This is a genomic window from Eikenella longinqua, assembly GCF_001648355.1.
Classification (GTDB): domain Bacteria; phylum Pseudomonadota; class Gammaproteobacteria; order Burkholderiales; family Neisseriaceae; genus Eikenella; species Eikenella longinqua.
The window spans coordinates 115,765-135,476 of the sequence record NZ_LXSL01000013.1 but is presented as its reverse complement, the minus strand read 5'-3'; the positions used below and the strand labels follow the sequence as shown (position 1 = coordinate 135,476).

Below are 19,712 nucleotides of genomic sequence, written 5' to 3'. Positions count from 1 at the left end.
CCGGTTTTTCAGGTAGCCTTCTGCCAAGCCGCACAGGCTACCTGAAAAATAAAGACGCCTTGCCAAGCCAAACGCAAACCGCCGCACATCAAATCGAGAAATCCTCGCGAATCGGCTCGTACAGCGCCTGCTCGATGCGCTCGCGGCTGAGGCCGGGCAAATAGAGCTGCATGAAATCGTAGGCATAGTTGCGCAGATAGGCATCCTGCCGCACCACGATATAGGTCAACGACGGCTTAAACAGATGGTCTGCCCGCAGGCAGGCCAAATCATCGTCGCGCTCCGGGTCGTAGGCCGCATCGGCCAGCAAGCCCGCGCCCAGCCCGGCACGCACATAAGTTTTGATCACGCCCGCATCCACGCTGGACAACACCACCTTCGGCAAAGGCAGCCCGCTGCCGGCAAACGCCGCCTGCAAAGCTGTATCCTGCGCCGCATCGGTATAGCCGATCAGCGGCGTGCCCGACAAATCCGCCAGCCCGATGCGCGCCCTGCCCGCCAAATCGTGCCCCTTCGGCACCAGCACGCAGCGGTTCCAAACGCGCGCGCTGATGTAGCGCAGCTCGGAATGGCGCTCGCCGTCCTCCGAATTGATGGCGAAATCCGCCAGCCCCTCGGCCACCATGCGGTCCACCGCCGAAGGCTCCGCCGGCAGCAGCGAAAGCTCCACCTTGGGATATTGCCGGAAAAATTCGGCCACCACCGGCGGCAGCACATGCCGCGCCTGGGTGTGCGTGGTGGCAATTGTCAGCCGCCCGCTGTCTTGCTCGGCAAATTCCGTGCCGATATTGCGGATGCTCTGCACGTCGCGGAAAATGCGCTCGGCAATCTCCAGCACCGCCTGCCCCGGCGGCGTGACCGCTGCAATGCGCTTGCCGTGCCGCACAAACAGCTGCACGCCCAGCTCGTCTTCCAACAACTTAATCTGCTTGGAAATGCCAGGCTGGGAAGTAAACAGGATTTCCGCCGCCTCCGAAATATTCAGATTACAGCGGTACACCTCCAGGAAATAACGCAGCTGTTGCAGCTTCATAAGGCTCCAAAGTTTGTTTTGTCAGATTTATACGACAGCGCGGCCGCCGTGCCGAACGCCGCTAGGCCGGTTGGAATTGCAAACCGAACCGGCCCGAAATGGTATCACAGCCCGCCGCCGCCATTTTGGCTGCTATTGCCCAAACACGGCAGATTTTGTTGCTTTTTAGCAACTTGATAAGAAATATCCCCCGCTTTTCCCAATATCATGCTGACAGCAAGAACGATTTTGGGCATGATTGCCCCGTAGGAAACGGAGGCGTCCGCCCAGCGGGCAGCCAATTCCTTATTGACAGTTCGGGTTTGGTTTTTTATAGTGGTAGCCCGAATATATTTGGATAACCGCTGTTTTCGAGCGGTCCGTATATGGTGATTTTTGTGAAGGCCGGCATGCTGCAAAGCTTGCAAGTCTGCGCATAACAAATTTTTTGATGAGGGAATAACATGACCAAACAGCTTAAATTTGGTGCTTTGTTCTTGGCCTTGGTTGCTTCCGGCGCCGCCATGGCAGACAGCAGCTTCAGTAACGAAAAATACGGCTACACCATCAGCCAGCAGTCTCGCGAAGTGGTTCGTTCCAACTATGAGCCCAACGGCGCTCATGAGTGCTGGGAAAACGACTTCCTGAATAGCGAAGTTGACCGTTTGGGCTTGGTAGAGTGTGGCGATCGTCGGCCTGATGCACCTATTCAGGCACAGACAAACGAGGAAGTACTATCTCTAGCTTCTAACTTCCTGTTCGGCTTTGATAAATTCAATTTGAGACCTGAGGCTCGTACTACTCTGGATCAATTGGCTCAGCGTCTGGCTGGCAGCAATGTGCAGTCTGTACGTGTTGAGGGCAACACTGACTTTATGGGTAGCGATGCCTACAATCAGCGCTTGTCTGAGCGCCGTGCTAATACTGTTAGCCAGTACTTGGTTAGCCGCGGTGTTCCTGCCGAGAAAATCTCTGCTGTTGGCTTGGGCGAATCTCAAGCTAAGATGACCGAGCAGTGTCAGCAAGAAGTTCGCAACTTGGGTCGTCGCGCTTCTGCCGCTCGCAAACGCAGCGCTCTGATTGCATGTATCGAACCGGATCGTCGCGTAGACGTTCGCATCCGCACCGTGGTAGAACAGCCGGCTCGCTAATTTAGCCGACTAGCTGATAACCATGAAGGAACTGAGCTTTGGATAAAAGTTCAGTTCCTCATTTTTTATTTTCCTGATTCTCCTGATAGCAAGCCAACTCTTGCTTAGCCCGTGCCACCCACACCGTCAACCCATAAAATTCAGGCTGCATAAACGTTCTGCTCACTCCACTTGCCCAACCAAGCCCATGCCGGAAAAATTCACCCGTATTCCCCGCCCATCCATTGGCCGCCTGCTGGTCACCCTTCTCTTCAGCTGTTTTTTTCAGGTAGCCTTTGCCCTGGATTTCGGCCGTATCCAGCCGGATGAAGCTGCCGTTTACGTGCAAGATCTCGACAGCGGCGAAATCCTGCTCGCCCACCGTGCCGACGTGTCGATGAACCCCGCCTCCACCATGAAGCTGGTAACCACCTTCGCCGCCTTGCGCGCACTGGGCGGCAATTTCCGCTGGCAAACCGAATGGCGCAGCAATGCCCCCATTGCCAATGGCGCTTTGCAGGGCGATTTATACTGGGTGGGCAGCGGCGACCCGGGCTTCGACCAGCCCGACTTACTGGCCATGCAGCGGCAGCTCACCGGCCAAGGCATCCTCTCGCTCAACGGCAAAGTGGTGCTCGACCGCCAAGTATGGGGCAGCGCCGGCAGCGCCGACGGCTTTGAAAACGATGCCGAAGAAAGCTTCGTTGTCCCGCCCGATCCACACATGATTGCCTACAAAGTATTGTGGGCCACCGCCTCCCGCAACGAAGCCGGCCAACCCGCCTTCCTGCTCAATCCGCCGCTCTACGGCATTCCCACCGACACCAGCCAAGTTGTTGAAACTACGGGCCGCTGCGGCAAACTTTCCAACCACGTTTCCGCCAAGCTCGAAAACAACGTTTTGGTGTTCCGCGGCCGCCTGCCCGCCGCCTGTATCGGCGAAAAAATGTTTCTCAACGTTTTCGACGCCCAACGCTTCGCCGAAGAAAGCTTCCGCGGGCAATGGCTGGCGCAAGGCCTGGGCGGGCTCTACGGCTTCGGCCGCGGCAACGCCCCGCCCAACAGCCGCATTCTGGCCGCGCACTATTCCAAGCCGCTCGGCGAAATCCTCACCGATATGAACAAACACTCCAACAACCTGATTGCCCGCAGCGTGTTCCTCACGCTCGGCCATCAGGAACGCGGCCCGCACAGCGTGCACAACGCCGAAGCGGCCGTGCGCCGGCAACTGGTGGCCGCCGGTTTGGACGACGAAGCCCTGGTGCTGGAAAACGGCTCCGGCCTGTCGCGCCGCGAACGCCTCACCGCCCGCTTCCTCGGCAGCATGCTGTTTCAAGCCTACCGCTCGCCCTTCCGCGACAGCTTCATCCACACCCTGCCGATTGCCGGCACCGACGGCACCCTGCGCGGCCGCTTCCGCCAGCTCGGCCGCTCGCTGCGCATGAAAACTGGCACCCTGCGCAACGTGCGCGCCCTAGCCGGCTACTGGCTGCCGCCTAGCGGGCGCAAACTCGCCGTGGTTGTGATCATCAACAGCCACCGCTCCGGCGGCTACCTGCCCGATATGGACGCCCTCGTGCGCCGGATTGTGCACGATGCCGACGAGCTGGACGGCGCCGCCCCCGTTCAGCCTGCCCCCGCCCAGTAATCCTCCGCAAAACAGCCGCCGTATGCCTTACCCGGCAAGGAAAAGCTGGCAAAGCCGGGCATTTTCAGGTAGCCTAGCGCTGTTTTGTTTTTTTCACCCTTTTTTGAAGGAACCCATATGAGCGAACAACAACAGCAACCCGTATTCAGCGTGGAAAAACTCTATGTAAACGATTTGTCTTTGGAAGTGCCTCACGCCCCCGAGATTTTCCTCAATCAGGAAACCCCCGAAGTGGAAATGCAGGTGCACACCGACAATAAAAAACTGGAAGAAGATTTCTACAACGTTACCGTAACCGTAACCGTAACCGCCAAGCTGGCCGACGGCAAAGTATTGTTCCTGAACGAAGTGGCGCAAAGCGGCATCTTCCGCCTGGCCAATATTCCCGAAGCTGACGTGAAAGTGCTGCTCGGCATCGCCTGCCCGAACATCCTCTACCCCTACGCCCGCGAAGCCGTGTCTTCCACCATCACCCGCGCCGGCTTCCCGCCCGTGGTGCTGGCGCCGATCAACTTCGAAGCCATGTACGAGCAGCAACAGGCCGCCGCCAACGCCCCGGCTGCCGGCAACGCTTAACATTCAACCGATACCAAACAGGCTATGGCAGGAGTGCCATAGCCTGTTTTTGTTTCACTCTAAGCTGCTGCCGATTTTCAGGTAGCCTCATGCCGCAGGCAGAAGGCACCTGAAAACGCCGCTTCAACATTGCGCCCTTATTCCCTTGATTCGTCCATCTCTTTTTCGTATTTTCGCTCATTGAAATACTTGCCCGCGCTCACTTCCAGCTCGCCGCAATCGGAAATAAGGCGGCTCTGCTCATCATAAATTTTGTAAGTCTGCTGCACGCTTCCTATCGCGCATTCGCCATCCAATCCTAACAGGATGGTATAGAACACGTCGTCCAGCAACATGTCTATCACTTCCTTGAGCTGCGCTGCTTGGGCATCGTTAAGCAGCAGGGCTTTGATCTTGGCATTGACTGCGCTGGGATGGGCGGGCTGTTCTTCAAAACAAGAGCTAAGGAATTTAAGCTTTTCCAGATAGAAATTTCTGGCCAATTCGTCTGCGGACATGGTTGCCTTTCTTCCGTTGTTTGGTGGTGCTGTGCCGGCTATATTTTGGCTTTGTCGATGCTCGGCCGCACACGATTTTCAGGTAGCCTCATGACAACACCCGAGGCCGGCACCACAGCAAGCAAAAGGCGGATATAAAATCCGCCACTGCTATGAAGATTGTGCCAAACATTCAGGCCACCTGAAAGCGTCAGCTTCAGCGAAGCTAAAAATGTCGCTACTTTTTCAGGTAGCCTTCATCAAAACACCGCATTCAGCACGATAAAGCAAATCGCCGCCAGCAGCCCCGCCGCCGGCACGGTAATCACCCAGGCCAGCGCGATGGGCTTCATCAGCCGCCAGTTGGCATTGCGGTTTACCAGCCCGATGCCCAGCACCGCGCCCACCAGAATGTGCGTGCTCGACACGGGCAGGCCCAGCGCGGAAGCCAGCATCACCACGGTGGCGGCGGAAAGCTCGGCCACGAAGCCGGAGGAAGGGTGCATCTTGGCCAGATTTTCGCCCACGGTGGCAATCACTTCCCGCCCGATAAACCACAGCCCCACCACCAGCGCCACGCCGAAAGTGAGCATGGTAATCGGCGGGATGTCGCCGCCGCTGCCGATGCCACCGCTGCGCAGCACGTCCATGATGGCGGCGAAGGGGCCGATGGCGTTGGCGATGTCGTTAGAGCCGTGGCTGAAGGCGAAGCAGCAGGCGGTGAACACTTGCAGCCAGCTGAACATGATGAAGGTGGCGCGGTCGAGGTTGTTGCCGGTTTTCAGGGTGCGGGCGTAGGCAAACGTGCCCATCCACAACACCGCGCCCACCATGCCGACAATCAGCAGGTTGTCCAGCGTGCTCAGGCCTAAGTTAAGATGTTTCAAGCCTTTAAACAGCAGCATCGCCGCCATCACCATGCCGCCCACCGCGCCCACCAGCGGCACCCACAGGCGCAAGGCGCGGAAGGCGTTGATTTCGTCTTTGCGGCAGTCGATTTCGTGCAGGCCGCGGTAATAGTCGGAAGCCAGCTCTTCGGGCTGATAATGGCCTTCGTTGTAGAGCTGGGCGTCGCGCACGATGGTGGCGGTGTAGGCCATCTGTTGCAGCTCGCTCATCTGCTCGAAGCGCGTTTTGTGTTCTTTCTTGTAGGCCAGCTTCTCTTTGCGCAGGCGCTGCACATGGCGGCTGGAGGCCACGTTGTAGCCCAGGATATAGGTTTTGATGTTTTTGAAAATCAGATAGGAAGTCACCCCGCCCAACAGCGGAGAGAGCACCCAAGAGATGGCGATTTCGCCGATTTTGTCCCAGCGCACCATGTTCAGGCCGCCCAAGCCGCTGTTGTAGAAGCCCAAAACCAGCGCCGAGCCCACAATGCCGCCGATGATGGAATGCGTGGTGGACACCGGCAGGCCTTTTTGCGAGGCAAACAGCAGCCACAACGAAGCCGCCGCCAGCGCCGCCATCATGATATACACAAACTGCAAAGGCTCCAGCGACATGCCGCCCAAATCCACAATGCCGTTGCGGATGGTTTCGGTTACGCCGCCGCCGGCCAGCATCGCGCCGCTCACTTCAAACACCGCCGCCACCGCCAGCGCCTGCGGGATACTCAGCGTGCCCGCGCCCACCGAAGTGCCGAAGGAATTGGCCACGTCGTTGCCGCCGATATTGAAGGCCATGAAGATACCGAACAGCGCAGCCAGGATAAACAGCGCCGCATGATGGTGCTGGATGTAGCCCAGCCCCCAATAGATGAAATAGCCGGACATGCCAAACAACACGGCAATACCGAGGAAATTGACGCTCTTCAAACGCAGCGAAGCAGGGGAAGCGGCCATTATGGTGTTCTTTGCAAACGGAAATTCAAACAAGGCAGCCGCACAGGCAGCGGCACGCCACGCAAACGGGGCGATTATACCAAAACCCATCCGCAGCACACGCAAAATCAGGCTACCTGAAAATAATACGTGGTTTTCAGGTAGCCTTTTTCAGGTAGCCTCAATGGCTGTGCGCACTATTGCGCCCGGCTATATTCCTGCAGCAGCGCGCGGAAGGCTGCCGCCGTTTCCGGGTGTTTCAGGCCGTAGGCCACGGTGGCTTCCAGGTAGCCCAGCTTGCTGCCGCAGTCGTAGCGCTTGCCGGCAAAGGCGTGCGCCAACACCGGCTCGTGCTCCAGCAGCTTGGCGATGCCGTCGGTGAGCTGGATTTCGCCGCCCGCGCCGCGTCCGATGGTTTGCAGCAGCTGGAAAATGCGCGGCGTGAGGATGTAGCGCCCCACCACGGCCAGGTTCGACGGCGCCTCTTCCGGCTTCGGCTTCTCCACAATGCTGCGGATGCGCTGATACTGCTGCCAAGGCGACACTTCCACAATGCCGTAGGAGCCGGTTTGCGCGGGCTCCACTGTTTCCACGCCCAGTACGCTGTTGCCGGTTTGGCGGTACACGTCGACCATCTGCGCGATGGCGCCCTGCGGCGCGTCGATCAAATCGTCGGCCAGAATCACGGCGAAAGGCTCGTTGCCCACCGCCGCGCGGGCGCACAGCACGGCGTGCCCCAGACCCAGCGCCTCGGCCTGGCGGATATACAGGCAGGTTACCTCGGGCGGCAAAATGTCGCGCACATGCGATAACAGCGCGGTTTTGTGGCGGTGTTCCAGCTCGGTTTCCAGCTCGTAGGCCTTGTCGAAATGGTCTTCGATGCTGCGCTTGTTGCGGCCGGTGATGAACACCAGCTCGGTGCAGCCGGCGGCCACGGCTTCTTCCACCGCGTATTGAATCAGCGGCTTATCCACAATTGGCAGCATTTCTTTGGGGCTGGCCTTGGTGGCGGGCAGAAAGCGCGTGCCCATCCCGGCCACGGGGAACACGGCTTTTTTGATCGGAACGGGGTGTTGCATGATTTCGTCTCTGTTTGGCTTGAAAATGGAAAGATGCCGCATTATAGCGGCTTAAAGTGAATCTAAGGCTACCTGAAAACGCAGCGCAGCGGAGTTTCTGCGAAGCTAAATTTTCAGGTAGCCTTACAACATTCGGATTAACGCGCCATGTGTGCAAACACGTTTGCCGCTGCCGCCACGGTCTCGTTTACCAGCTCTTCGCTGTGCGCCGCCGACACAAAGGCCGCCTCATAGGCCGAAGGCCCGAAGGCCACGCCTTTATCCAGCATGCCGTGGAAGAAGGTTTTAAACGCGTCGATATCCGAAGCCGCCATATCGGCATAGTTCTGCGGCAGGCTACCTGAAAAATACAGGCCGAACATACCGCCCACGCTGTCGGCGTTAAACTCAACGCCCGCTTGTGCCGCCGCCTGTTTCAGCCCGCGCACCAATTGCTCGGTTCGCGCGGTGAGGTTTTCGTAGAAGCCCGGGCGTTGAATGATTTCCAGCGTTTTCAGGCCCGCCGCCACCGCCACCGGGTTGCCCGAAAGCGTGCCGGCCTGATACACCGCGCCCAAGGGCGAGATGCAGTCCATGATTTCGCGTTTGCCGCCGAAGGCCGCCAACGGCATACCGCCGCCGATTACCTTGCCCATGGTGGTCAAATCCGGCGTGATGCCGTGCAGCGACTGCGCGCCGCCCAGCGCCACTCGGAAGCCGGTCATCACTTCGTCGTAAATCAGCACCGCGCCGTGTTTGGCGGTGAGCTCGCGCAGTGCGCGCAGAAATGCCGGCGTGGGGCGCACCAGGTTCATGTTGCCCGCGAAAGGCTCCAAAATCACACAGGCGATTTGGCCGCCGGCTTGGGCGAAGGCTTCTTCCAGCTGCGCCATGTTGTTGTATTCCAATACCAGCGTGTGCTTGGTGAAATCGGCGGGCACGCCGGCGGAGGAGGGGTGGCCGAAGGTGAGCAGGCCGCTGCCGGCTTTCACCAGCAGGCTGTCGGAGTGGCCGTGGTAGCAGCCTTCGAATTTGATGATTTGATCGCGCCCGGTGTAGCCGCGCGCCAGGCGGATGGCCGACATGGTGGCTTCCGTGCCGCTGCTCACCAGCCGCAGCCGCTCCACACTGGGCACCAGGCGGCAGATTTCCTCAGCTATTACGATTTCCGCTTCGGTGGGCGCGCCAAACGAAAGCCCGCCCAGTGCCGCCTCACGCACCGCTTCCAGCACTTCCGGATGCGCGTGCCCCACGATGGCCGGCCCCCACGAGCCGACGTAGTCGATATAGCGTGTGCCGTTTTCGTCCCACACAAACGCGCCCTCGGCCTTTTTGATGAAGCGCGGCACGCCGCCCACGCTGCCGAAGGCGCGCACGGGCGAGTTCACGCCGCCGGGAATCACGGCTTTGGCGCGGGAAAAGAGCTGTTGGTTGCGGTCGGTCATGGCGGAAGTCCTGAATAGAAAAATGGAAACGGGCGGATTTTAGCAGATTCCGCTGCCGGGTTTTTAGCTTCGCACAAACTCCGCCGCACTGCGTTTTCAGGTAGCCTCAGGTTGAGAAGAGGCTACCTGAAAAATATACGCAGCCATCCGGCCGAAGCCATGCAGAAACCGTGCATCCAGGTTTTCAGGTAGCCCAAAGCAAAGCAAACGAAACACCCGATGTTTTGAGGCTACCTGAAAACGAACGAAGTGAGTTTCTGCGAAGCTAAAGCGCGAGCTTCAATGCGGTTAAACCATAACGCGGCAAAGTTTCTGCAAAACCAAAATCAAGCCGCCGCGCTTGCAATCCCCGCCGCCCGACCCATATACTAGCCCAAACGGCACACCTTCCGCGCCGTTACCCACCCTAAGGAGACCGCCATGAGCAAAGAGAAAGATTTCGAGCAGCAAAAAGAAGAGCTGATGAAAGAAGTGCGCGACGTGCTGGACAACGTGGAAGAGCTCTACCAGGCCGGCGCCGAATACGGCAGCGAAGAAGCCCAAGCGCTGCGCGGCAAGCTGCAACGCAAATTGCAGGCCGCCCAACGCAAGCTGGGCGAGTTTGAAGACGTGGCCGTAGACCGCGTGAAACAAACCGCGCGCCAGGCCGACGAACTGGTGCAGGAAAAACCGTATTACGCCATGGGCTTTGCCGCGCTGGCCGGCTTGGTGGTGGGCGTGCTGCTCAACCGCCGCTAACCAGCCGCATTGATACACCGCCCGCCCTGCCCCATCAAGCGCAGGCGGGCGTTTTGCCCGCCGCCCCGCCGAGGAGCCCGCCATGAGCCTGAAACAGAATATCAACCACTTCCGCTTCCTGATGAACCAGGGCGTGGATTTGCTGCTGCTGCGCCTGCAAATCCTCGGCATCGACCTTTCCGGCCAGGCGGCGGGATTGGTGCGCATGCTCGCCGCCGTGGCAGTGGGCGGCGTGATGCTGCTCGCCGCGCTGATCAGCCTGCTGTTCGGGCTGGATGCGGTGCTGCCGGCGCAGGCCAAAGCGTGGGTGTTTTTCGGGCTGCCCGTGTTGCTGCTGCTGATTGCCTGGATGGCCTTGGCGCGCGCCGCATCCGGCTGGCGGCAGGCCGGTTTTCAGGTAGCCTCTACCCTGGCCGATATGCGCCGCGACATCGACACCTTGCGCGGCCGTTCGCCCAACCATCCCGCCCCCGCGCCCCAAGCCGACACGGAGCCAGCCGAATGAGCAGCCCGATAAGCAAACAGCAGCAGCGCGAACTCTTAGCGCTGCAAGTCGAGCTCGCCCGCCTGAAAATCCGCGCCGAGCAGCTCAAACAGCGCCAGCGGCAGCAAGGCCGCGGCAGCGACTGGCAGCGCTGGCTCAAGCTGGCCGATCACCTGCCTGCCGCCATGCTGCTGTGGCAGGCTGCCGTGCTGCCTCCGGCCAAACAGCGTGCCTTGCTGCCCAAGGCCGGGCGGATGCTGTGGCGCTGGTGGCGCAGTTTGCCGGCCGAATCCGGCAAATAAGTTGCCTCGCCCCATGCTATAGCAAACCAACTTAACTTTCGCTCAGCGTTAGCTCGCCTTGCCGTACTCCCGTACTGTCTGCGGCTCGCTGCCTGGTATCGAAAGCCAATTTGGTTCGCTATAAAGGCTACCTGAAAACCGGTTTTCAGGTAGCCTTTAGTTCAGCCTTGATTTCATTCAGCCAAATCCATATCTGCCTCGGCCATGGCAAACCCGCCGGTCGCCTGCCGCCGCTTCAGCCACTTCGGCACCCACACCGCCGCCAAAGTGGCCGCCACCACCAGCACAATCCCCAGCCACGACAGCGCCGAAATCCGCTCGCCCAACACCCACACCGCCAAAAACGCCCCGAAAATCGGCTCCAAGGCCGTGAGGATGCCCGAAAAATTGGCCGACACCGTTTTCATGCCCTTATTCCACAAAGTATAGGCCAGCCAGCTGCACCCCACCCCCAAATACAGCAGCCCCAGCACCCCCGGCACATTCCACGCCACCTCCGCCTTCCCCAGCGACAGCAAACCCACCGGCAGATACAGCAGCGGCGCCACCGCCATCGAAAGCGAAGTGAACGCCGGCGAGCCGATTTCCGCCACCATCCGCTGCATCGGCCGCATAATCGCGCAAAACACCGCCCCGCCCGCCAACACCAGCGCACAGCCCGCCAGGCCGACTTCCCCGCCCTCGCCGCCGCCCGCCACCAACAGCGCCACCCCCGCAAACGCCAGCAGCCCGCACAGCCAGTGATACCAGCGCGCATAATCGCGGAAGAAGAAATGCCCGATAAACACCATCAGCAGCGGCTCCAGCCCGATGATGGTGGAGGCGCTCGCCGCCGACGTATATTTCAAACCCCAAAACTGCAAGCTCAACACCACTACAAAATTCCAAAACGACAGCCACAGCAGCCCCCGCCACTGCCGCCGCGACAAGCCCCGCCCGAAGCGCAGCGCCATCGGCAGCACCAACAGCGCCGCAATCCCCAGGCGAAACAGCAGCATCAAGGGCGGCTCCATCATCGTATACACATACTTCGCCGCAATAAACGAGCTGCTCCACAAGAGCAGCGCCATGATTTGGTAGAACATATTTTTCTCTTCACACTCAGCGCAGCCGCCGAAACCTGTTCGAGCCGCGCCTGCTTTATTTCACATGCTCACTGCTCAACCGGGCATACGCACGCTGCCATTTCTCGGCGTTGTATTCATCGGGCACATTGCGGGGCAGATAATGCGCCAGCGCCTGCAAAAAGGCTTGCCGGGTTTCGGGGGCCAGCAGCCAGCCGTTCATCACGGCCGCAAACTCTTCGTTGCGGTAGCCGTATTCGGGCAGGTAGCAGAGGCAGCTTTCATCCCATGCTGCCGCATTGCCGCCATCGGGCAACTCTTCCAATATTGCAACAAATTCGTCTATCGCCGTCGGCTGCATGCTGTGTTGCGTCCACAATTGCAGCAGCTCGGGAATCATATCCAATTCGGCGTGTTGGAACATACACAGAAATCCGGTCAGGTTCTCCGACAGAGGGTGGCAGCCATGGTGCAGCAAATGCGCAAACCACGCGCGGGCAAAGCGTTTTGCCCAGTCTATTTCGGCCGGCAGCCAGCATTCGCGCTGCGAAAAATGTGCACGATACCAAGCCATTTCCGTAGTGATTGCCGTATCTTCCAGCCGGATAATGCCCTGCGCGATGCGCGGCAGGAAATGTTTGAACTCGGCAATGCCATCGGCGGCTTCCCCCACAATGACTATTGCACTGCTCTGATAGACACGCATCATGGCTTCGCTCCATTCGCGCAGCGGAATGCTGAGGTATGAATGCTGCATTTCTCGGGGCATACAGCCGCCACAGTCGCAAACGTTGAGCGGGAAGGTGGCCGGATAGTCGGCAAATAGCTCGTAGGCTTGTTCCACCAGTGCTTCAAGGGTTTCCATTTTTTGCTTATCAATTAGACGTTTGGGCGATGAATTTAAAATTGCGGCTCGTCTCCCGTGCCACACCGGCCGCATTAAACGAAGCAGAAGGCTACCTGAAATTGGACAGGCTACCTGAAAAATATTTCCGGCCTTTCATCACCCCATTTTTCAGGTAGCCTTTTGCCGCATCCGGCACGCCATGCTCAACGCCCGGCCACGGTCATTTTTTCCAGCAGCAGGGAGCCGACTTTGTGGGCGCTGCGTTTGAGCGCGTCGTTGGCGGCGCCGGCGATGTTGGGCAGCATGTCTTGCAGGCGGCCGGCGATGGTGATTTCCTGCACGGGGTAGGCGATTTCGCCGTTCTCCACCCAAAAGCCGGCGGCGCCGCGCGAATAGTCGCCGGTAACCGTGTTCACGCCCTGCCCCATCAGCTCGGTTACCAAGAGGCCGCTGCCCATTTCGCGCAGGAGCTCGGCCTGGCCGGCGTGGGTGTGGTTGAGCACCAGGTTGTGCACGCCGCCGGCGTTGGCGGTGGTGTCGAGGCCGAGCTTGCGGGCGCTGTAGCTGCCGAGGAAGTAGCCGCGGATGATGCCGTTTTCAATCACGAAACGCGGCCGGGTGGCCACGCCTTCGGCGTCGAAGGCGGTGCTGGCTAGGGCTTTGGACAGGTGCGGCTCTTCGCGCAGGCTGAGGGCGGCGGGCAGGATTTGGCGGCCGATACTGTCTTGCAGGAAGCTGGTTTGGCGGTAAAGCGCGCTGCCGCTGAGCGCGCCCACCAGATGCCCGATGAGGCTACCTGAAACGGTGGCGTCGAACAGCACGGGATAGCTGCCGGTGGGCAGGCTTCTGGCGCCGAGGCGCTGCACGGCGCGGCGGGCGGCGGCTTGTCCGATGTGCTCGGGCGCGTCCAAATCGGCGGGGTCGCGGGCGATGTCATACCAATAATCGCGCTGCATGCCTTGCCCGCCGCCGGCCACCATGCTGCAGGAGAGGCTGTGGCGCGAGCTTTTTTGGTATTGCATGAAGCCGTGGCTGTTGCCGTAAACGTATTGATAATGCCCGGTTTGCACGCCGGCGCCTTCGGAATTGCAAATGCGGCTGTCGGCCTGCTGCGCGGCTGCTTCGCTGCGGCGGGCGAGCTCGGCTGCGGCGGCGGTGTCGAGCGGCCATTCGTAGTAGCTGTGCAAATCGGGAAATTCGGTGGCCATCAGCGCGGCATCGGCCAGGCCGGCGCAATCGTCGGCGGCGGTGTAGCGGGCGATGTCGAGCGCGGCGCGCACGGTGTCGGCAATGGCTTGGGGCGAGAAATCGGCGGTGCTGGCACGGCCTTTGCGCTGCCCAGCATACACGGTAAGATCGAGCGATTTGTCTTGCTGGTATTCGATCTGCTCGATTTCCTGCAAACGCACCTGCACCGATTGGCCGATGGATTCGCTCACGTCGGCTTCGGCAGCGGTGGCGCCGCCGGCTTTGGCCAGCGCCAGGGCTTGGGCGCAAACGTCGCGCAGGGTTTGCTCGCTGTGGTTGAACATGGTGGTGTGCCTGTGTCGATAGAATGGAAAGGCGGTATTGTAACCGAAGCGGCTGCCTATTTTTCAGGTAGCCTTTGGGCTGCCACCCATGCTTTCGCTATAATGCGCCTGTTTTTTCTGTTTCACGGCCATCCATCATGTCCACCCCATTCGATTTAGTCTTCTTCGGCGGCACCGGCGATCTGGTGATGCGCAAACTGCTGCCCGCCCTCTACCAAGCCCACGCCGCCGGCACGCTGCACGCCGAAGGCCGCATCATCGGCCTCGGCCGCCGCGATCTCGGCCGCGAAGGCTACCTGAAAAAAGTGGAAGAATCCGCCCGGCCGCACATCCCCAACCTAGAAGAGCCGCAATGGCAAAGCTTCTGCCGGCGCATCGAATACCTGCCCGTGGACGCCGAAAACGCCGAGCAGTTCCACCGCCTTGCCGGGCAGCTCGGCAACGCCGCCGGGCAAAAAGGCCGCGCCCTGGTGATCTACCTCTCCACCGCGCCGCACTACTTCATGCCCATCTGCCGCCACCTCGCCGCCGCCGGGCTCAACCGCGCCGAAACCCGCATCGTGCTGGAAAAACCGCTCGGCCACGACCTTGCCTCCGCGCAGCGCATCAACACCGCCGTGGCCGCCTTCTTCCGCGAAGAGCAGATCTACCGCATCGACCATTATCTGGGCAAAGAGCCCGTGCAAAACCTGCTCGCCCTGCGCTTTGCCAACCGCCTGTTCGAGCCCCTGTGGTGTTCCGCCCAAATCCGCGCCGTAGAAATCACCATTGCCGAAGAGCTCGGCGTGGAAAAACGCGGCGAGTTCTACGACCAAACCGGCGCCCTGCGCGACATGCTGCAAAACCACCTTTTGCAGCTCCTCTGCTTCACCGCCATGGAGCCGCCCCGCTCCCTCGGCGACAGCGACGTGCGCAACGCCAAGCTCGGCGTGCTCAACGCGCTCAAGCCCTTCAACGCCTACAGCGTGCGCGCCGACGTGGTGCGCGGCCAATATACCGCCGGCCAAATCCGCGGCCAAAGCGTGCGCGGCTACCGCGAAGAAGCCGACATCTCCCCGCAAAGCCGCACCGAAACCTTCGTCGCCCTGCGCGCCGAAATCGACAACCCCCGCTGGCGCGGCGTGCCGTTTTTGCTGCGCACCGGCAAACGCATGGCCGGGCGGCTGGCCGAAATCGTGTTGCACTTCTGGCCCGAAGCCCACCCCCTGTTTGGCTGCGGCGGCTCGCCCAACCGCCTCAGCGTGCGCCTGCAACCACAGGAATCCGTCAAACTCTTCCTGCAGATGAAAGCCCCCGGCACCAGCCTGTGCGTGCACGAAGCCGCGCTCGACCTCGACCTGCTCAAAATCTTCCCCGAACGCCGCGCCGACGCCTACGAACGCCTCCTGCTCGACGCCATCGACGGCAAACTCGCCCTCTTCATGCGCAGCGACGAGCTCGAAGCCGCCTGGCGCTGGCTCCAGCCCGTGCTCGACGACTGGGCAGCACGCCGGCCCGAGCCCCTGCCCTACGCCGCCGGCAGCCACGGCCCCGACGCCGCCATCGACATGGCCGCCGCCTGTGGCGTGGACTGGCGCAACCGCTAGGCTCGTTCAGGCTACCTGAAAATCGATAGTAATGATTTGAGTTTTAAAGCTTTCAAAATTTCAGGTAGCCTCAACAAGCAAAAAGGCTACCTGAAAAAACAATCCACTGAATATTCAGCTATAATCCCGCCATCCCATCACCCAAACCCAAGGAGCTTCACCATGAATAATTTCGACGAACGCTACCGCGCCCCGCAAAGCGAAAACACCGGATTGCGCGGCCAAGGCACGCCCGAATTGTGGAACCCGAATGCGGCCGCCTGCTGGTCGCTGCTGTTTTCGCCCATATTCGGCGCGGCACTGCATATGCTCAACGCCCGCGCCTTGGGCGACCAAGAATTGGAGAAACTGAACAAAGCCTTCATTTGGGGCATGCTGGCCGTGGTGGCGATTGCTATTCCGATTTTCGTGATTTTTGATATAGGCACCAACGTGCTCGGCCTCGCCTTGCTGGGCGCGTGGTATGGCGGCGTGGGCCGCAAACAGGTGGCACAGGTGAAAGATGAATTCGGCACGGATTATCCGCGCAAGTCTTGGGGCAAACCGATATTTTTCGGTATCCTCGGCGTGTGCGGCTTATTTGTATACAGCTTTATCGTGATCTTTGTATTGAGTATGATGGGTATGGTTTCCTTATAACAGGCATTATCCCAGTCATGCTTGAGTATTTCAGGTAGCCTCTTGATAAGGCTACCTGAAAACTTGTCCTGCCGTTTCCTTTCCCTTTCAAGGCTACCTGAAAAATATGACCAGCCCCTTCCTCACTTGGCACACTTTCCCCACCCCCGCCGCCCAAGCCGCCGCGCTGGCGCAGGCCGTGGCCGGCTGCCTGTGGCAATGTTTGCGCACCCAAGGCCGCGCCGTGCTGGCCGTGTCCGGCGGGCGCTCGCCGGTGGCGTTTTTCGAAGCGCTGGCGCAGCAGGCACTGGATTGGCCGAACGTTACCGTTACGCTGGTGGACGAGCGCTTGGTGCCGCCAGCCCACGCCGACAGCAATGCCGCGCTGGTGCGCCGCCACCTGCTGGCGCAAGCCGCCGCCGAAGCCCGTTTCCTGCCGCTGGTGGACGAACAAAGCGACACCGCCCACCCCGCCGCCGCGCTGGCCGCTGCCGAAGCCCGTTTCCCCGCGCCCGACATCGCCGTGCTCGGTATGGGCGCCGACGGGCACACCGCTTCGCTGTTTCCACAAGCGCCGCAGCTGGCCGAAGCCGTGTCGCCCGCATACGGCGCCAAACTGGCGCACACCAGCCCCATTACCGCCGCACACGAGCGCATCGGCATGAGCCTGAACGCGCTCGCCGCCGTGCCGCACCTGTTCGTATCCATCCAAGGGGCGGAGAAACGCGCCGTGCTGGAGCAGGCCGCGGCCAACCCGCTATCTTTCCCCATCGGCCTGCTGCTGCAACGCCTGCAAGACACATCCCACCCAGAGAAATGCCATGCCTACTACGCAGACTAACCCAAACTGGCCGCGCCTGGTGGCCGACATCGGCGGCACCAATGCCCGCTTCGCGCTGGAAACCGCGCCACTGCAAATCGAAGAAGTGCGCATCCTGCCCTGCAACGACTACCACACGCTGGCCGATGCCGTGCGCGCCTATCTGGCGCAGGTGGGGCTACCTGAAATCCGCCACTGCGCCATCGCCATTGCCAATCCGGTGGTGGGCGACTGGGTGCAGATGACCAACCACCACTGGGCGTTTTCCATCGAAACCACGCGCCAGGCGCTGCGTTTCGACACGCTGTTGGTGCTCAACGATTTCACCGCGCAGGCGCTGGCGCTGCCGCATTTGGCTGCCGGCGAGCTGGTGCAGGTGGGCGGCGGCGCCGCGCTGCCGGATATGCCGGTGGCGGTGCTCGGCCCGGGCACGGGCTTGGGCGTATCCGGCCTGATTCCGCATGCGGCGGGGCGTTTTGCCGCGCTGGCGGGCGAAGGCGGGCACGTGAGCTTTTCGCCGTTCGACGACACCGAAGTGTTTTTGTGGCAATACGCCAAGCAGAAGTTCGGGCATGTGTCGGCCGAGCGCTTTTTGTGCGGCGCCGGGCTCAGCCTGATTCACGAAGGGCTGGCAGCGCGCGAGCAAATCAGCCGCCCCAAGCTCTCCGCCGCCGACATCACCGAACGCGCCCTCAGCGGCCATTCCCCGCTGTGCCGGCTGGCGCTGGATATTTTCTGCGCCATGCTCGGCACGGTGGCAGCCAATCTGGCGCTCACGTTAGGCGCGCGCGGCGGTGTGTATCTGTGTGGCGGCATCGTGCCGCGCTTCATCGATTATTTCCACTCCTCGCCCTTCCGCAGCCGCTTTGAAAACAAAGGCCGTTTCGATGCCTATCTGGCGGCGATTCCGGTATTCGTGGTGCTCAACAAATACCCAGGCCTGCCCGGCGCGGCAGTGGCGCTGGCCGAACATTTGCAGGACGCGCACTGAATCTGTGCGACCGTTCAACAGGCTACCTGAAAACCCGCATTGCGCATTTTCAGGTAGCCTTTTGCCGTTTTTTGCTCCTTCCCGCGAGTGTAAAAAGCAAGCAATATGCTTTGACAATTTTTAACTGCTATCCTAATATCCGCCTGAGGCCTGTTGAAACGACCCGCAGGCCTGTATTAATTGTCTAATTATTTCAACGAGGTAAACAGCTATGGAAATCGAAGTAAACAGCTACTATACCTTGATCGCGGCAACGATGGTGCTGCTGCTGGGCAAGGCGATGGTACGCAAAATCAAATTTTTGCGGGATTTCAATATTCCCGAGCCGGTGGCCGGCGGCCTGGCGGCAGCAGCAGCTTTGCTCGCCCTCTATTCTTTCGGCGGCGTCAGTTTCGGTTTCCAAAAACCGCTGCAAGACACCTTCATGCTGATCTTCTTCACCTCTATCGGCCTGAGCGCCGATTTCTCGCGCCTGAAAGCGGGCGGTGTGCCCTTGGTGGTGTTCACTGCCGTAGTGGGCGCCTTCATCCTGCTACAAAACGTGGTGGGCGTGGGCTTGGCCAGCATGTTCGGCCTGCACCCGATGACCGGCCTGATTACCGGCTCCATCACGCTCACCGGCGGCCACGGCACCGCAGCCGGCTGGGCGCCCGACCTGATGAAATACGGCGTGCCCGCCGCCTCCGAGCTGGGCATGGCTTCCGCCACCTTCGGCCTGGTGGCCGGCGGCTTGATCGGCGGCCCGGTGGCCCGCCGCCTGATCAACAAAATGGGGCGCAAACCCTTGTCTGACGAGGAAGTCAATCAAGCCGACCGCCAATGCGCTTCCGACGATTCCGGCAAAAACACCGACGACGTGTTCGAACACGCCGAGCAAACCCGCCTGATTACCGCCACTTCTGCCATTGAAACGCTGGCCATGTTTGCCGCCTGCCTTTCTTTCTCCGAAATCATGGACGGCATCGACAAACAATACCTGTTCGACCTGCCCAAATTCGTGTGGGCGCTGTTTGGCGGCGTGGTGTTGCGCAACGTGTTGGTGATGGGCTTCAAATTCAATATGTTCGACCGCGCCATTGACGTGTTCGGCAATGCTTCGCTGTCGCTCTTCCTGGCCATGGCGCTGCTGAACCTGAAACTGTGGCAGCTCACCGGCCTGGCCGGCCCGGTTACCATCATCCTGCTGGTGCAAACTGTGGTGATGATTTTGTATGCCACCTATGCCACCTATGTGTTTATGGGCCGCGACTATGATGCCGCCGTGCTGGCCGCCGGCCACTGCGGTTTCGGCTTGGGCGCTACCCCAACCGCGGTAGCCAATATGCAGTCGATCACCGAACGCTTCGGCCCCTCGCACAAGGCCTTCCTGATTGTGCCGCTGGTGGGCGCGTTCTTCGTGGACATCATCAATGCGCTGATTCTGTCCGGCTTTGTGAATTTCCTGAAATAAGTTGGCTCCGGTTGAAAAAACGGCATCCTCTTGCGGGATGCCGTTTTGGTTTGTGCAGTGGGAAAAGGCTACCTGAAAAACGAGTTCTGCAAAGCCGAAAAAGGCAGGTATTGGA

Annotated in this window: 21 protein-coding genes; 12 read left to right on the top strand and 9 right to left on the bottom strand. The window is 60.2% G+C overall.

All coding sequences use genetic code 11. The features are described from left to right. Window positions 1-88: 88 nt before the first annotated feature. Window positions 89-1,033, bottom strand: coding sequence for a LysR substrate-binding domain-containing protein (locus A7P95_RS03180; RefSeq protein WP_067591033.1), 945 nt, complete (start codon window positions 1,031-1,033; stop codon window positions 89-91). 104 nt (window positions 1,034-1,137) lie between these two features. Further along, entirely contained in the window at window positions 1,138-1,269 is a 132-nt protein-coding gene (locus tag A7P95_RS12315) for a hypothetical protein (RefSeq protein WP_255593035.1), read from the bottom strand. Window positions 1,270-1,476: 207 nt separating this feature from the next. Here A7P95_RS12315 and A7P95_RS03175 point away from each other — a divergent pair, with 207 nt between their 5' ends. The 3 genes from A7P95_RS03175 to secB all read left to right on the top strand — a co-directional run bounded on the left by A7P95_RS03175 (window position 1,477) and on the right by secB (window position 4,366). Further along, complete coding sequence (locus tag A7P95_RS03175; protein WP_067591030.1) at window positions 1,477-2,163, top strand: OmpA family protein; 687 nt, start codon at window positions 1,477-1,479, stop codon at window positions 2,161-2,163. A 187-nt stretch (window positions 2,164-2,350) separates the two neighbouring features. Next, the gene (gene dacB / locus A7P95_RS03170; RefSeq protein WP_067591027.1) at window positions 2,351-3,790 is read left to right on the top strand and encodes a D-alanyl-D-alanine carboxypeptidase/D-alanyl-D-alanine endopeptidase; all 1,440 of its coding nucleotides are present in this window, start codon (window positions 2,351-2,353) and stop codon (window positions 3,788-3,790) included. Between the two features lie 117 nt (window positions 3,791-3,907). Continuing rightward, the gene (gene secB, locus A7P95_RS03165; protein WP_067591024.1) at window positions 3,908-4,366 is read left to right on the top strand and encodes a protein-export chaperone SecB; all 459 of its coding nucleotides are present in this window, start codon (window positions 3,908-3,910) and stop codon (window positions 4,364-4,366) included. Between the two features lie 137 nt (window positions 4,367-4,503). Here secB and A7P95_RS03160 read toward each other — a convergent pair whose 3' ends face one another. The 4 genes from A7P95_RS03160 to hemL form a co-directional block, all read right to left on the bottom strand. Next, on the bottom strand, window positions 4,504-4,863 hold the full coding sequence (locus A7P95_RS03160) for a hypothetical protein (RefSeq protein WP_067591022.1): 360 nt from the start codon (window positions 4,861-4,863) through the stop codon (window positions 4,504-4,506). 239 nt (window positions 4,864-5,102) lie between these two features. Continuing rightward, complete coding sequence (locus A7P95_RS03155) at window positions 5,103-6,683, bottom strand: inorganic phosphate transporter (protein ID WP_067591019.1); 1,581 nt, start codon at window positions 6,681-6,683, stop codon at window positions 5,103-5,105. A 176-nt stretch (window positions 6,684-6,859) separates the two neighbouring features. Next, window positions 6,860-7,741: a UTP--glucose-1-phosphate uridylyltransferase GalU gene (gene galU / locus A7P95_RS03150; RefSeq protein ID WP_067591156.1), complete on the bottom strand. Its 882-nt coding sequence runs from the start codon at window positions 7,739-7,741 to the stop codon at window positions 6,860-6,862. A gap of 137 nt (window positions 7,742-7,878) precedes the next feature. Further along, the gene (hemL, locus tag A7P95_RS03145; RefSeq protein ID WP_067591016.1) at window positions 7,879-9,165 is read right to left on the bottom strand and encodes a glutamate-1-semialdehyde 2,1-aminomutase; all 1,287 of its coding nucleotides are present in this window, start codon (window positions 9,163-9,165) and stop codon (window positions 7,879-7,881) included. A 420-nt stretch (window positions 9,166-9,585) separates the two neighbouring features. Between hemL and A7P95_RS03140 the strand changes: the two genes are divergently transcribed. The 3 genes from A7P95_RS03140 to A7P95_RS03130 all read left to right on the top strand — a co-directional run bounded on the left by A7P95_RS03140 (window position 9,586) and on the right by A7P95_RS03130 (window position 10,689). Continuing rightward, a complete protein-coding gene (locus tag A7P95_RS03140; RefSeq protein ID WP_067591013.1) occupies window positions 9,586-9,903 on the top strand; it encodes an ElaB/YgaM/YqjD family protein in 318 nt (105 codons plus the stop codon). Window positions 9,904-9,985: 82 nt separating this feature from the next. Beyond that, window positions 9,986-10,408 carry a phage holin family protein gene (locus A7P95_RS03135; RefSeq protein WP_067591010.1) on the top strand — a complete coding sequence of 141 codons (423 nt, stop codon included), beginning with the start codon at window positions 9,986-9,988 and terminating at the stop codon, window positions 10,406-10,408. Beyond that, on the top strand, window positions 10,405-10,689 hold the full coding sequence (locus A7P95_RS03130; protein ID WP_067591008.1) for a hypothetical protein: 285 nt from the start codon (window positions 10,405-10,407) through the stop codon (window positions 10,687-10,689). Before A7P95_RS03135 ends, A7P95_RS03130 begins: the two co-directional genes overlap by 4 nt. Before the next feature lie 173 nt (window positions 10,690-10,862). On the opposite strand, the gene A7P95_RS03125 is transcribed toward A7P95_RS03130, so the two are convergent. Both A7P95_RS03125 and A7P95_RS03120 read right to left on the bottom strand, forming a co-directional pair. Further along, window positions 10,863-11,774, bottom strand: coding sequence for a DMT family transporter (locus A7P95_RS03125; RefSeq protein ID WP_067591005.1), 912 nt, complete (start codon window positions 11,772-11,774; stop codon window positions 10,863-10,865). 55 nt (window positions 11,775-11,829) lie between these two features. Further along, entirely contained in the window at window positions 11,830-12,618 is a 789-nt protein-coding gene (locus tag A7P95_RS03120) for a hypothetical protein (protein ID WP_067591002.1), read from the bottom strand. Window positions 12,619-12,647: 29 nt separating this feature from the next. Between A7P95_RS03120 and A7P95_RS12310 the strand changes: the two genes are divergently transcribed. After that, window positions 12,648-12,776: a hypothetical protein gene (locus tag A7P95_RS12310; RefSeq protein ID WP_255593039.1), complete on the top strand. Its 129-nt coding sequence runs from the start codon at window positions 12,648-12,650 to the stop codon at window positions 12,774-12,776. 27 nt (window positions 12,777-12,803) lie between these two features. Here the strand turns inward: A7P95_RS12310 and pmbA are convergent, their stop codons facing one another. Continuing rightward, window positions 12,804-14,132 carry a metalloprotease PmbA gene (gene pmbA, locus A7P95_RS03115; RefSeq protein WP_067590999.1) on the bottom strand — a complete coding sequence of 443 codons (1,329 nt, stop codon included), beginning with the start codon at window positions 14,130-14,132 and terminating at the stop codon, window positions 12,804-12,806. A 137-nt stretch (window positions 14,133-14,269) separates the two neighbouring features. On the opposite strand from pmbA, the gene zwf reads away from it, so the two are divergent. The 5 genes from zwf to gltS all read left to right on the top strand — a co-directional run bounded on the left by zwf (window position 14,270) and on the right by gltS (window position 19,597). Next, complete coding sequence (zwf, locus tag A7P95_RS03110) at window positions 14,270-15,718, top strand: glucose-6-phosphate dehydrogenase (RefSeq protein ID WP_067590996.1); 1,449 nt, start codon at window positions 14,270-14,272, stop codon at window positions 15,716-15,718. Window positions 15,719-15,880: 162 nt separating this feature from the next. Beyond that, window positions 15,881-16,357, top strand: coding sequence for a hypothetical protein (locus tag A7P95_RS11900; protein ID WP_067590993.1), 477 nt, complete (start codon window positions 15,881-15,883; stop codon window positions 16,355-16,357). Between the two features lie 106 nt (window positions 16,358-16,463). Beyond that, window positions 16,464-17,177: a 6-phosphogluconolactonase gene (gene pgl, locus A7P95_RS03100; RefSeq protein ID WP_067590990.1), complete on the top strand. Its 714-nt coding sequence runs from the start codon at window positions 16,464-16,466 to the stop codon at window positions 17,175-17,177. Continuing rightward, window positions 17,158-18,147 (top strand): glucokinase, encoded by a 990-nt coding sequence (locus A7P95_RS03095; RefSeq protein WP_067590988.1) that lies wholly within the window; start codon window positions 17,158-17,160, stop codon window positions 18,145-18,147. The genes pgl and A7P95_RS03095 overlap by 20 nt, the downstream gene beginning before the upstream one ends. 211 nt (window positions 18,148-18,358) lie before the next feature. Next, on the top strand, window positions 18,359-19,597 hold the full coding sequence (gltS, locus tag A7P95_RS03090; RefSeq protein ID WP_067590985.1) for a sodium/glutamate symporter: 1,239 nt from the start codon (window positions 18,359-18,361) through the stop codon (window positions 19,595-19,597). Window positions 19,598-19,712: the final 115 nt, after the last annotated feature.